The 12,337-nt window shown below is 62.9% G+C and carries 14 protein-coding genes and 1 pseudogene; all 15 read left to right on the forward strand.

The genetic code is table 11. The features are described 5' to 3' along the window. Positions 1 to 641: DNA polymerase III subunit delta' (locus VMA74_RS03430; protein ID WP_325364831.1), on the forward strand; the 641-nt coding region annotated here is incomplete at its 5' end. 14 nt (positions 642 to 655) lie between these two features. Further along, the gene (locus VMA74_RS03435; RefSeq protein WP_325364832.1) at positions 656 to 1,567 is read left to right on the forward strand and encodes a PIG-L family deacetylase; all 912 of its coding nucleotides are present in this window, start codon (positions 656 to 658) and stop codon (positions 1,565 to 1,567) included. Positions 1,568 to 1,702: 135 nt separating this feature from the next. After that, the gene (locus VMA74_RS03440) at positions 1,703 to 2,056 is read left to right on the forward strand and encodes a PilZ domain-containing protein (RefSeq protein ID WP_325364833.1); all 354 of its coding nucleotides are present in this window, start codon (positions 1,703 to 1,705) and stop codon (positions 2,054 to 2,056) included. Positions 2,057 to 2,368: 312 nt separating this feature from the next. Further along, positions 2,369 to 2,725: an NADH-quinone oxidoreductase subunit A gene (locus tag VMA74_RS03445; RefSeq protein WP_325364835.1), complete on the forward strand. Its 357-nt coding sequence runs from the start codon at positions 2,369 to 2,371 to the stop codon at positions 2,723 to 2,725. Further along, on the forward strand, positions 2,716 to 3,273 hold the full coding sequence (locus VMA74_RS03450; protein ID WP_325364837.1) for an NADH-quinone oxidoreductase subunit B family protein: 558 nt from the start codon (positions 2,716 to 2,718) through the stop codon (positions 3,271 to 3,273). The genes VMA74_RS03445 and VMA74_RS03450 overlap by 10 nt, the downstream gene beginning before the upstream one ends. Before the next feature lie 24 nt (positions 3,274 to 3,297). Then, positions 3,298 to 4,017, forward strand: coding sequence for an NADH-quinone oxidoreductase subunit C (locus tag VMA74_RS03455; protein ID WP_414649550.1), 720 nt, complete (start codon positions 3,298 to 3,300; stop codon positions 4,015 to 4,017). Positions 4,018 to 4,019: 2 nt separating this feature from the next. Then, positions 4,020 to 5,279: an NADH-quinone oxidoreductase subunit D gene (locus tag VMA74_RS03460; protein WP_325364841.1), complete on the forward strand. Its 1,260-nt coding sequence runs from the start codon at positions 4,020 to 4,022 to the stop codon at positions 5,277 to 5,279. Positions 5,280 to 5,298: 19 nt separating this feature from the next. Continuing rightward, positions 5,299 to 5,826, forward strand: a complete 528-nt coding sequence (gene nuoE / locus VMA74_RS03465; RefSeq protein WP_325364843.1) for an NADH-quinone oxidoreductase subunit NuoE — start codon at positions 5,299 to 5,301, stop codon at positions 5,824 to 5,826. Positions 5,827 to 5,836: 10 nt separating this feature from the next. Continuing rightward, on the forward strand, positions 5,837 to 7,159 hold the full coding sequence (nuoF, locus tag VMA74_RS03470) for an NADH-quinone oxidoreductase subunit NuoF (RefSeq protein ID WP_325364845.1): 1,323 nt from the start codon (positions 5,837 to 5,839) through the stop codon (positions 7,157 to 7,159). Next, positions 7,156 to 9,483, forward strand: coding sequence for an NADH-quinone oxidoreductase subunit NuoG (gene nuoG / locus VMA74_RS03475; RefSeq protein WP_325364847.1), 2,328 nt, complete (start codon positions 7,156 to 7,158; stop codon positions 9,481 to 9,483). Before nuoF ends, nuoG begins: the two co-directional genes overlap by 4 nt. Before the next feature lie 3 nt (positions 9,484 to 9,486). Beyond that, positions 9,487 to 10,515, forward strand: coding sequence for an NADH-quinone oxidoreductase subunit NuoH (gene nuoH / locus VMA74_RS03480; RefSeq protein ID WP_325364849.1), 1,029 nt, complete (start codon positions 9,487 to 9,489; stop codon positions 10,513 to 10,515). A gap of 9 nt (positions 10,516 to 10,524) precedes the next feature. Further along, positions 10,525 to 11,016 (forward strand): NADH-quinone oxidoreductase subunit NuoI, encoded by a 492-nt coding sequence (gene nuoI, locus VMA74_RS03485; protein WP_325364851.1) that lies wholly within the window; start codon positions 10,525 to 10,527, stop codon positions 11,014 to 11,016. A 10-nt stretch (positions 11,017 to 11,026) separates the two neighbouring features. After that, positions 11,027 to 11,683 carry an NADH-quinone oxidoreductase subunit J gene (locus tag VMA74_RS03490; RefSeq protein ID WP_325364853.1) on the forward strand — a complete coding sequence of 219 codons (657 nt, stop codon included), beginning with the start codon at positions 11,027 to 11,029 and terminating at the stop codon, positions 11,681 to 11,683. Next, entirely contained in the window at positions 11,680 to 11,985 is a 306-nt protein-coding gene (nuoK, locus tag VMA74_RS03495; protein ID WP_325364855.1) for an NADH-quinone oxidoreductase subunit NuoK, read from the forward strand. The genes VMA74_RS03490 and nuoK overlap by 4 nt, the downstream gene beginning before the upstream one ends. A 5-nt stretch (positions 11,986 to 11,990) precedes the next feature. Further along, positions 11,991 to 12,337 (forward strand): annotated as a pseudogene (locus VMA74_RS03500) (NADH-quinone oxidoreductase subunit L); the annotation flags it as partial.

The following is a 12,337-nucleotide window of genomic DNA, read 5'->3' on the forward strand; positions in this document are numbered from 1 at the left end:
GCGATCTGTCAGCGCGGCTGGCTAAGTCCAGCCAATTCGGCGGCTGGCAGATTGCCAGCATCGATCCGGCCGATGCGATGAACACCGCCGCTGCGAATGCACTGCTGAAAACATTGGAAGAGCCTGCTTCGCAAACCATGCTGATTCTGTTGGCTGATGCGCCATGGCGTATGCCGGCCACTATTCGCAGCCGTTGCCAGCGCATGGATTTCCAGCTGCCCAAGCGTGAAGAGTCGCAGGCTTGGCTGCAGCAGGTTGGCGTACGGGATGCGGAAACTGCCCTGGCAGCGGCAGGGGGTAATCCCGGGCTTGCGCGGATCTGGGTGGAAGAGGGCGCGCTCGCGCAGCGCCAGGAAGTCCGCAAGGACCTTGCTGCATTGGCTGCCGGACGTGGTGATGCCATCGCGATGGCCAAGCGCTGGCTCGACGATGCGCCCGCGCAGCGCCTGTGGTTCGCTGCGCAAGCCGCGGCGGAGGAAATGCGCGCGCGCGCCACCGCGCAAACCACGCCGTTGTCGAGCTCGCTGGATGGTGAAGGGCTGATGGCGTGGTACGACGCAGCCAATCGCACGCGCGAAGCGCTGCGTGGTCCGTTGCGCGGTGACCTGTTGCTGCTGGAACTGTTGGGACGCTGGCGCTAGGGACGCTTTGACGCATGCCGCCATGGCCCGTTTCTGCGCAAACCCGCCTGCTGGTGTTGGCGCCGCACCCGGATGACGAAACGCTGGGCTGCGGCATCTTGCTGCAGCAGGTGCTGGCCGCCGGCGGCGAGATCCGCATTCTGCTGCTGACGGATGGCGACAATAATCCCTGGCCGCAACGCTATCTGGAGCGTCGCTTGTTGATCGATAGCGATGCGCGCGTCCGCTGGGGAGTGAAGCGGCGCGCGGAGGTGGTATGCGCGTTGGAGCGTTTGGGTGCGCCGGCATCGGCGCTACACCCGCTTGGCTGGCACGATATGGAACTGACGGACCGCCTGCGCGACGAAGTGGCAGGGTCGCTAGAGCCGATGCGTGCGGCCATCGCGGCATTCCGGCCAACCATCGTTTGCAGCCCGGCACTGCGCGATAGCCATCCCGATCACGGCGCTGCACACGTGCTATGCCGGCTGGCGCTGGCAGGGATGGCGTGCGCTCCCATGCTGCTTGCCTATCCTGTCCACGGTGGTGCGGAGAGCTCCGCCTACCCGATTTCAGTCGATGCCACGGCGACGCAGCGGCAGTGCAAGCTGGCGGCGCTGCTCGAGCACCGTACCCAGATGGTGCTGAGCGGCCGGCGCATGCTGCGGCTGGCGGATAGTCCCGAGCGTTATATGTCAGTCAGTGGCGGAGCTGGAAATGGGTGGCTGCCCTGGCAGCCGCCGGCGGTATTGCGACCGTGGCTGCGCTTGCTGCTGGCGACGCCTGCCGGAGTGAAGGACTGGCCGTGGCCCAAGGCGCCGCTGGTGCGTGATGCCGCTGGGGTGTTCCGGCTGGCAGAGCGGAAGGCAGGGCCGGCCTTCGTGAAACTGCACCTGGATTGGCCGTCGCCCTGGATCTTTGACCACTGGGGCTGGTGGGAGGTTTGACATCAGGGGATATCTGCCGAGGCAGGATTGTCGTCCCGGCGACGAACTGAGCAACGCGTCTTTGCGCACATCCGGCGGCATGGTTAGGATGTACCTCCAGCACTGGCCGCCAGTGCCGTATCAAGGGGAGCAGGCATGAACCCGGTCGCCGCCCGTCAGGGCATCATCTCGCTGAAATTCAAGGACACAGCGTCGCTGTACAACTCGTACATGCCGTTCCTGAAGCACGGCGGCCTGTTTGCGCCCACCGCACAGCGCTACTCGCTGGGCGACGAAGTGGTGCTGCTGATCAGCCTGATCGATGAAAGCGAGCGTCTTTCGGTAGCCGGCAAGGTGGTGTGGATCACGCCGATCGGTGCGCAAGGCAATCGCACGGCCGGTATCGGCGTGCAGTTCAGTGACTCTTCCGATGGGGAAGCCGCGCGCAGTCGGATCGAGGCGCTGCTGGCGGGTGTGCTCAATTCCGAGCGTGCCACGCAGACGATGTAAGCCATCGCGGCCGTCGCTGTTTTGAAACATGCCAAAATTTCTTGCGTGCAGGGTGCGCCGCGCGTCCGTGCAGCATCATTGAACGTCTGCGTCACCGCTTTATTGCAAGAAACATCCCATGGTGCGCCACACAAGGCTTGTCGGCCTACCCATGCCCACTGATACAATGTCGTGATCCCAGGGCTTGTCCCGAGGAACGTCGAGCGCCCACATCTGCATCCACAGAGCTGGACAGCCCGCTGATTTGAACTTCCGGACCGTTTGCCCCGACGGTCGCTGATGCACTCATGTGGTGCGGAGGTAAGTTAAACCGTGCTTGCCGAATATTGGCCTGTTCTCCTGTTCCTTGGCGTTGCCACAGGGCTGGGTGTCGTCCTCCTGATCGTCGGCCTGCTGGCTGGTCCACGCCGTCCGGAGTCGGATAAGCTTTCGCCGTACGAATGCGGCTTCGAGGCCTTCGAGGATGCGCGCATGCAGTTCGACGTGCGCTATTACCTCCTCGCCATCCTTTTCATCATTTTCGATCTGGAAATCGCCTTCCTGTTTCCGTGGGCGGTGGTGTTCCAGCACATCGGCATTGTCGCGCTGATTGAAATGGCGCTGTTCCTGCTGCTGCTGGTGGTCGGTTTTGCCTACGTGTGGAAGAAGGGAGCACTGGAATGGGAGTGATCTCCACGCTTGACCGGGTAATGCACAACCCGCAGCCATTGAACCTGGTGGATGACATCCTGCGTCCGGCTGGCGATAACCCCGTTCTTCGCCACGGTGTCGTCACCACCTCCGTCGATGCCTTGATGAATTGGGCGCGCACGGGCTCCATGTGGCCGATGACCTTCGGCCTTGCCTGCTGCGCGGTGGAAATGATGCACGCCGGCGCTGCCCGCCTGGACCTGGATCGCTACGGCGTGGTGTTCCGCCCCAGCCCGCGTCAGTCCGACGTGATGATCGTGGCCGGTACGCTGGTCAACAAGATGGCCCCCGCGTTGCGCAAGGTCTATGACCAGATGCCTGACCCGAAATGGGTGATCTCCATGGGCAGCTGCGCGAACGGCGGCGGTTACTATCACTACTCGTATTCCGTTGTACGCGGCTGCGATCGCATTGTGCCGGTGGACATCTACGTGCCGGGCTGCCCGCCCACGGCCGAAGCGCTGATCCACGGCATCCTGCAATTGCAGAAGAAGATTCGTCGTACCAGCACCATCGCGCGTTCCTAAAAGGCGCCGTCAGTCATGAGCGAAATGCAAACTAACTCGCTGGCCGAGCGGCTTGCCGCGCGATTCGGCGACCTGCTGAAAATCACGGTTGCCAACGGCCAGGTCACGGCAGAAGTGGATGCCGCGCATCTGTTGTCCGTGTGCACCTCCTTGCGCGATGAGCCCGGCTTCCGCTTCAGCGAACTGGTCGACCTGTGCGGCGTGGATTATTTGGGCTATGGCCAGACCGAGTGGGATACCACCGACGTGTCCGGCAACGGTTTCTCGCGCGGCGTGGAAGGCGAAGCCATCGGCCGCTTCACCTGGCAGGATCGTCCGCGCGACGTGTCGCTCCCCAAGCGCTACGCTTCAGTGTTCCATCTGTTGTCGATCGAACTTAACCAGCGCCTGCGCGTGCGCGTGTTCTGCGATGACAACGATCTGCCCGTGGTGCCCTCCGTCACCGGCATCTGGCCGGGCGTGGACTGGTTTGAGCGCGAAGCGTTCGACTTGTTCGGCATCATCTACGAAGGCCATCCGGACCTGCGCCGCATCCTTACCGACTACGGTTTCGTCGGCCATCCATTCCGCAAGGACTTCCCGCTGATCGGCAACGTGGAAGTTCGCTACGACCCCGAGCAGAAGCGCGTGATCTACGAACCTGTATCGATCGAGCCGCGCGTATTGGTGCCGCGCGTGATCCGCGACGACGCCGACCTGATTCAAGCGAAGGCGGAAGCCGCCGACCATTGGCGGGAGAACTGAGCATGGCCGCGCAAGAAATCCGCAATTACACGATGAATTTCGGCCCGCAGCATCCAGCCGCGCACGGCGTGCTGCGCCTGGTGCTGGAAATGGACGGCGAAACCGTCGTCCGTGCCGATCCGCACATCGGCCTGCTCCATCGCGGCACCGAGAAATTGGCCGAATCCAAGCCGTTCAACCAGTCGATCGGCTACATGGATCGCCTCGACTACGTGTCGATGATGTGCAACGAGCACGCCTACGTGCGCGCCATCGAAACCCTGCTGGGGATCGAGGCACCGGTGCGCGCACAGTACATCCGCACCATGTTCGACGAGATCACCCGCATCCTGAATCACTTGATGTGGGTCGGCTCCAACGCGCTGGACCTGGGCGCGATGGCGGTGTTCCTGTACGCCTTCCGCGAACGCGAAGAGCTGATGGACTGCTACGAAGCGGTCTCCGGTGCGCGCATGCACGCCACCTACTATCGTCCGGGCGGCGTCTATCGCGATCTGCCGGGGAAGATGTCGCAGTACCGCGAATCGCCCTGGCACAAGGGCAAAGACCTGCAGCGCCTCAACAGCTGGCGTGAAGGTTCCATGCTCGACTTCCTCGATGCCTTCACCGCCGACTTCCCCAAGAAGGTCGACGAATACGAGGAACTGCTCACCAATAACCGTATCTGGAAGCAGCGTACCGTCGGCATTGGCGTGGTCTCGCCGGAACTGGCCCAGCAGTGGGGCATGACCGGTGTAATGTTGCGCGGTTCGGGCATTGCCTGGGATCTGCGCAAGAAGCAGCCGTATGCCAAGTACGCCGACGTGGATTTCGACATTCCGGTCGGCGTCAACGGCGACTGCTACGACCGTTACCTGGTGCGCGTCGAAGAAATGCGCCAGTCCAACCGCATCATCAAGCAGTGCGCGGACTGGCTGCGTGCCAATCCCGGTCCGGTGATGGTGGAGAACTTCAAGGTCGCGCCGCCCAAGCGCGAGGCCATGAAGGAAGACATGGAAGCCCTGATCCACCACTTCAAGCTGTTCACCGAAGGCTATGGCGTGCCGGCCGGCGAAACCTACAGCGCGGTCGAAGCGCCGAAGGGTGAGTTTGGCTGCTACCTGATCTCCGACGGTGCGAACAAGCCGTTCCGCGTGCACCTGCGTGCACCGGGCTTCGCGCATCTTTCGTCGATGGACACCATCGTGCGCGGCCACATGCTGGCCGACGCGGTGGCGGTGATCGGCACCTATGACCTCGTGTTCGGCGAAGTCGATCGCTGAGCCCGGAGGATACGAACACATGAAAGCCACCGGAAATTACGAACAGGTCAAGCATGTCGATCCGCTCGTCGTGCTCACCGAGCATACGCGCCATCACATCGATCACTGGCTGACCAAGTTCCCGCCGGATCGCAAACGCTCCGCGCTGATCCAGGCGCTGTTCGCCGCGCAGGAACAGAACCACGGCTACCTCACCGACGAGCTGATCACGGCGGTGGCCAAGTACATCAACGTGCCGGCCGTGTGGGCCTATGAGGTGGCCAGCTTCTATTCGATGCTGGAAACCGTGCCCGTGGGGCGCAACAACGTTGCGATCTGCACCAATATCTCCTGCTGGCTCAATGGCGCCGAAGACCTCGTGCGCCATTGCGAGAAGAAGCTCGGCATCAAACTGGGCGAAAGCACGCCGGACGGCCGCGTGTATTTGAAGCGCGAAGAAGAATGCATTGCTGCGTGCGTGTATGCGCCGGCGATGACGGTCAATGGTCATTACCACGAGCGTCTCACGACTGAAAAGGTCGATGAGATTCTCGACGGTCTCAAGTAAGGGCAGGGCAATGGCAGTCGGACCCGCACCCCAAGAGCATCAGGTCGTCTACACCACGCTGCATTTCGACAAGCCGTGGTCGATGGACAGCTATCAGCAGGCGGATGGTTACAAGGCATGGAGAAAAATCCTCGCCGAGAAACCCGATCCCGCCTCGATCGTCGAGATCGTCAAGAACAGCAATCTGCGCGGCCGCGGCGGCGCGGGCTTTCCCACCGGCTTGAAGTGGTCCTTCATGCCGAAGGGCAACATGCAGAAGTACATCCTGTGCAACTCCGACGAATCGGAACCTGGCACCGCGAAAGACCGCGACATCCTGCGCTACAACCCGCATGCGGTAGTCGAAGGCCTGGCCATCGCCTGCTATGCCACCGGTTCCACTGTGGCCTACAACTATCTGCGCGGTGAATTCCATCATGAGCCCTTCGAGCATTTCGAAGAGGCGCTGAAGGAAGCCTACGCAGCGGGCCTGCTTGGCAAGAACATCCAGGGCAGCGGCATCGACGTGGACATCTACACCGCGCTCGGCGCCGGCGCCTATATCTGCGGCGAAGAAACCGCGCTGATGGAGTCGCTGGAAGGCAAGAAGGGCCAGCCGCGCTTCAAGCCGCCGTTCCCGGCCAACTTCGGCCTGTACGGCAAGCCCACCACCATCAACAACACCGAAACTTATGCGTCGGTGCCGGCGATCCTGCGCAACGGCGCCGAGTGGTTCCTGAATCTTGGCAAGCCGAACAACGGCGGCCCGAAGATCTTCTCGGTGTCCGGCCACGTCAATAACCCCGGCAATTTCGAGATCCGTCTCGGCACCTCCTTCAAGGATCTGCTCGAGATGGCCGGTGGCGTGCGCAACGGTAACAAGCTCAAGGCCGTGATCCCGGGCGGCTCTTCGATGAAGGTGCTCCCCGCCGACCTCATGATGGAATGCACCATGGACTACGACAGCCTGCAGAAGGCCGGTTCGGGTCTGGGTTCGGGCGCCGTGATAGTGATGGACGAAACCACCTGCATGGTGAAGGCCTGCCATCGCATCGCGCGCTTCTACTTCAAGGAATCCTGTGGCCAGTGCACGCCGTGCCGCGAAGGCACCGGCTGGATGTATCGCGTGCTCACGCGCATCGTCGAAGGCAACGGTACGCAGGACGATCTGCATCGCCTGAAGGCCGTGGCCGGCCAGATCGAAGGTCACACCATCTGCGCGTTCGGTGAAGCGGCGGCGTGGCCGGTGCAGGGCTTCCTGCATCACTTCTGGAACGAATTCGAATACTACGTGCAGCACGGCCGCTCGATGACCGAGGACCGTCTCGCCGAAACCCGTGGAGTTGCTGCATGAGTGCGCAGCCAGCCAATACCGCGCCCGATCTGGTCAACATCGAGATCGACGGCAAGCCCACGCAGATCCGCAAGGGCGCCATGATCATCGAAGCGGCCGACAACGTCGGCATCGCCATCCCGCGCTTCTGCTACCACCGCAAGCTGCCGATCGCCGCCAACTGCCGCATGTGCCTGGTGGACGTGGAAATGGGCGGTCGCATGATGCCCAAGCCGCAGCCGGCGTGCGCCACGCCGGTGGCCGAGGGCATGAAGGTGATCACGCGTTCCGAGAAGGCGCTTAAGTTCCAGCGCGACGTGATGGAATTCCTGCTGATCAACCATCCGCTCGACTGCCCGATCTGCGACCAGGGCGGCGAGTGCGAGCTGCAGGATATCGCGTTGGGCTATGGCCGTAGCGTATCGCGCTACACCGAGCGCAAGCGCACCATCGCCGACGAAAACCTCGGCTCGCTGGTCGCCACCGAAATGACCCGCTGCATCCAGTGCACGCGCTGCGTGCGCTTTACCAGCGAGATCGCCGGTACCTACGAACTCGGCGGCATGAGCCGCGGCGAGAACCTGCAGATCGGCACCTACATCGGCAAGGCGCTGGAAACCGAACTGTCCGGCAACGTCATCGACGTCTGCCCGGTTGGCGCGCTGACCAACAAGCCGTTCCAGTTCAAGGCGCGCGCCTGGGAACTGATCGCCAAGCCGTCGGTGGCCTATCACGATGCGCTCGGCTCCAACCTGTGGCTGCACACCCGCCGCGGCGAAGTGCTGCGCACGGTGCCGCGCGACAACGAAGCCATCAATGAGTGCTGGCTGTCCGACCGTGATCGCTACAGCCACGAAGGCCTGTATGCCGCTGATCGCGTGCATGCCCCCGAAGTGAAGCGCAGCGGCCAGTGGCAGAAAACCACCTGGGACGATGCGCTCACCGCCGCCGTCGAAGCGCTGAAGAGCGTGCCGGGCGGCGACCTGGGCGTGCTGGTGCATCCGGCCACCACCAGCGAAGAGGGCGAACTGCTGGTCCGCCTCGCGCAGGGCCTGGGCAGCGTGCATATCGATCATCGCCTGCGCCAGCTCGACTTTGCCGACAACGCGGTGGCGCAGACCTTCGCCATGCCAGTCGCCGACGTGGACAAGGTGAAGGCGGCGCTGCTGGTCGGTTCCGACTTGCGTTACGACATGCCGCTGCTCAACCACCGCATCCATCAGGCAGTGAAGAAGGGTGCCAAGGTCTACGCCGTCAATCCGGCCGAGTTCAACTTCAACTACAACCTGGCCGGCGAAGCCGTGGTGCCGCCGCATTACCTGGTCGATTCGCTGCTGGTGCTCGCCAAGGCGCTGATCGAAGGCGGTGTCGCGCAGCCGGGCTTTATTTCGGGCGAATCGCTGGCGCCGCTGCAGCTGACCGACAAGGCCCGCGAGGCTGTCGAAGCACTGAAGTCCGGTCATGCCGTGGTGATCCTCGGTGAAGCGGCCGTGACGCATCCGCAGGCGTCGTGGCTTCGCGCTGTCGCACGTTTCATCGCCGAATCCACCGGGGCTGCCTATAACGAGCTGCCGGTGGGCGCCAACGCGGTGGGCCTCGCCAAGGTCGGTGTGCTGCCCGGACAGGGTGGCCTGAATGCACAAGCCATGCTGGCGCAGCCGCGCAAGGGTTATCTGCTGTACGGTCTGGAATTCCCACATGATTTCGCCGACGGCGCAGCCGTCACGCATGCATTGAGCGGCGCGCAGCACATCGTTGCCTTCAGCGCTTTCGCCAATGCGGCGCTGCGCGAGGTTGCCGACGTGATCCTGCCGATCGGCTTGCTGCCGGAAATCGCGGGCACGCTGGTGAACGTCGATGGTCTCCTGCAACGTGTGGAGGCGGGTGCCAAGGCACCGGCCGAGGCACGTGCGGGTTGGAAGGTGCTGCGTGCACTGGGCGGCCTCATGCAACTGGCCGGCTTCGAATTCGACGACATGGCCGGCCTGCGTGAAAGCATGACCGAGCGCAAGGCGGTCACCTCGCAGAACCTGGTCGAGCGCAAGCGGGTGCAAGGTCTCAGCCGTCTTGCCACCTGGCCGATCTATCGGAGTGATGCCGTGGTACGCCGTGCAGGTCCGCTGCAGGCGCATCCGCTTAACCGTGCGCCGGCAGTGCGTCTGAACGCAAACGAAGCGCAGCGCCAGGGCGTGGGCGAGGGCGACAAGATCAAGCTCGCGAATGCCGTACTGCCGGTGGCCATCGACGCCACCTTGCCGGATGGCGCCGTGTGGATCGAGGCTGCCCATGACCAGACCGCGACGTTGCCGCCGTATGGCGCAGCCATCACCTTGAGCAAGGCGTAACCCATGGGCGATCAACTTATCCATCAGCTCTTGCTGCCGCTTCTCTACACAATTGCCGTCGTACTGCCGCTGGTCATCGCGGTGGCCTTGTACGTGTGGTGGGAGCGCAAGGTTATCGGCTGGATGCACGTGCGCATGGGACCCAACAAGGTGGGGCCCTTCGGCCTGCTGCAGGCCTTCGCCGACGTGGTGAAGCTGCTGCTGAAGGAAGTGATTCTTCCCACCAATGCGAACAAGGCCCTGTATTTCCTCGCCCCGCTGATCGGTCTGGTGCCGGCGTTGGCTGCCTGGGCGGTGATCCCGTTCGACGACAAGGCGGTGCTGTCCAATGCCAACGCCGGTCTGTTGTATCTGCTGGCGATGACCTCGCTGGGCGTGTACGGCATCATCCTGGCCGGCTGGTCGTCCAACTCGCGTTACGCGCTGCTTGGTGCGATGCGCTCGGCGGCGCAGGTGATTTCGTACGAACTGGCCATGGGCCTATGCCTGGTGTGCGTGCTGGTGCTGGCCGGTAGCCTCAACCTCACCGATATCGTGCATGCGCAGGCGGGCAATAAGGGCCTGTTCGATTGGTTCTGGCTGCCGCTGTTGCCGGTGTTTGTGGTCTATTTCATCTCTGGCGTGGCCGAAACCAACCGCGCGCCGTTCGACGTGGCGGAAGGCGAATCGGAAATCGTGGCCGGCTTCCACGTGGAATATTCCGGTTCGGCGTTCGCGCTGTTCTTCCTGGCCGAATACGCCAACATGATCCTGGTCAGCTTCCTGGCTGCGATCTTGTTCTGCGGCGGCTGGCTGAGTCCGTTTCCGGCCAGTGTGCCAGTGCTGGGTGCGGCCAATCCCGCATGGCTGGCGATCAAGGTCTTCGTGTTCGCCACCTTGTTCCTGTGGTTCCGTGCCACCTTTCCGCGCTACCGCTACGACCAGATCATGCGCCTGGGCTGGAAGGTGTTCATTCCCATCGGCATCGTCTGGGTGCTCGTGGCCGGCTGCATGAAGTACTACGGCTGGGTCCACGTCGGCACGGGAGGCTAAGGAAAAAACATGTCCCGCGTTACCAATTACTTCAAGAGCCTGCTGCTCATCGAGCTGCTCCAAGGCATGGCGCTCACGCTTCGGTACATGTTTCTGCCGAAGTACACGATGCGCTATCCGATGGAGCACATCCCCAAGTCCAACCGCTTCCGTGGCTTGCATGCGCTGCGGCGCTACGCCAACGGCGAAGAGCGCTGCATCGCGTGCAAGCTGTGCGAGGCGGTGTGCCCGGCGCTGGCCATCACCATCGATTCCGCGCCGCGCCCCGGCGATGGCCAGCGGCGCACCACGCGCTATGACATCGACCTGTTCAAGTGCATCTACTGCGGCTTCTGCGAGGAAAGCTGTCCGGTGGACTCGATCGTCGAAACCCACATCCACGAGTACCACTTCGAGCATCGCGGCGAGAACGTGGTGACCAAGCCGCAACTGCTGGCCATCGGCGACCGCTTCGAGGCGGATATCGCGGCGGCCCGCGCTCAGGACGCGGCTTACCGCTAAGGACACATCCATGATTGACACGTCCTTGTTCCAACTCGTCGTTTTCTACGCCTTCGCCGCGGTGACCGTGGTCGCGGCGCTGTCGGTGATCACGCTGCGCAACTCGGTGCATGCCGTGCTGGCGCTGGTGCTGACCTTCTTCAGCACCGCCTGCATCTGGATGCTGGCCGAGGCCGAGTTCCTTGCCATCGCCCTGATCGTGGTCTACGTCGGCGCGGTGATGGTGCTGTTCCTGTTCGTGGTGATGATGCTCGACATCGACCAGGAAAAGATCCGCGAGGGCTTCGTGAAATACCTGCCGATCGGCCTGGTCGTGGCCGTGGTGATGCTGGTGGAAATGCTCGGCCTGATCGGCGTGCGCGTGATGCATGCGCAAACCATGGGCGACAACCCGGCCACCGCCGCGGGCTTGTCCAACACCGCATGGCTGGGCATGGCGCTCTACACGCAATACCTGCTGCCGTTCGAGATCGCTGCACTGATCCTCACCGTGGGCGTGATCGCCGCGGTCGCGCTGACGCTGCGCCAGCGCACCGGCGCGCGCAAGCAACATCCCAGCCAGCAGGTGGCGGTCAAGGCGAGCGACCGCGTGCGCATCGTCAAGATGGCGGCGGAGCGTCCCGTCGAAACGCAGCCTGCAGCACCGGCCCAGGAGCCCAAGCCATGATTACGCTTTCGCATTACATCGTGCTGGGCGCGATCCTGTTCTGTATCTCGGTGGCAGGCCTGTTCATCAACCGCAAGAACGTGATCGTGCTGCTGATGGCGATCGAGCTGATGCTGCTCGCCGTCAACATCAACTTCGTGGCCTTTTCCCGTTTCGGCCACGACGTGGCAGGGCAGGTCTTCGTGTTCTTCATCCTCACCGTGGCCGCGGCGGAATCCGCCATTGGCCTGGCCATCCTGGTGTTGCTGTTCCGTAACCGCAGCACGGTCAACGTTGCCGAAATCGACAGCATGAAGGGCTGAGCATCATGGAACTTTCCTCCTCCATCCTGTTGACCATTGCACTGGCGCCGCTGGTCGGCTGTCTGTTCGCGGGCTTTCTGGGCAAGCAGATCGGCCGCGCCGGTGCGCACAGCCTCACCATCCTCGGCCTGCTGGTCTCCTGCGGCCTGTCGTTCTATGTGCTGTACCAGATCGTCTTCGCCGGCGCCCCGGTCTACAACCACAACATCTACACCTGGTTCGAGATCGGCAAGTACACCGCCAGTGTCGGCTTCCTGATCGATCGCCTCACCGCGATGATGATGGTGGTGGTCACCTTCGTGTCGCTGCTGGTGCATGTGTACACCATCGGTTACATGGCGGACGATCCGGG

Origin of the sequence: Dyella sp. (assembly GCF_035508675.1) — a bacterium.
Classification (GTDB): domain Bacteria; phylum Pseudomonadota; class Gammaproteobacteria; order Xanthomonadales; family Rhodanobacteraceae; genus Dyella_B.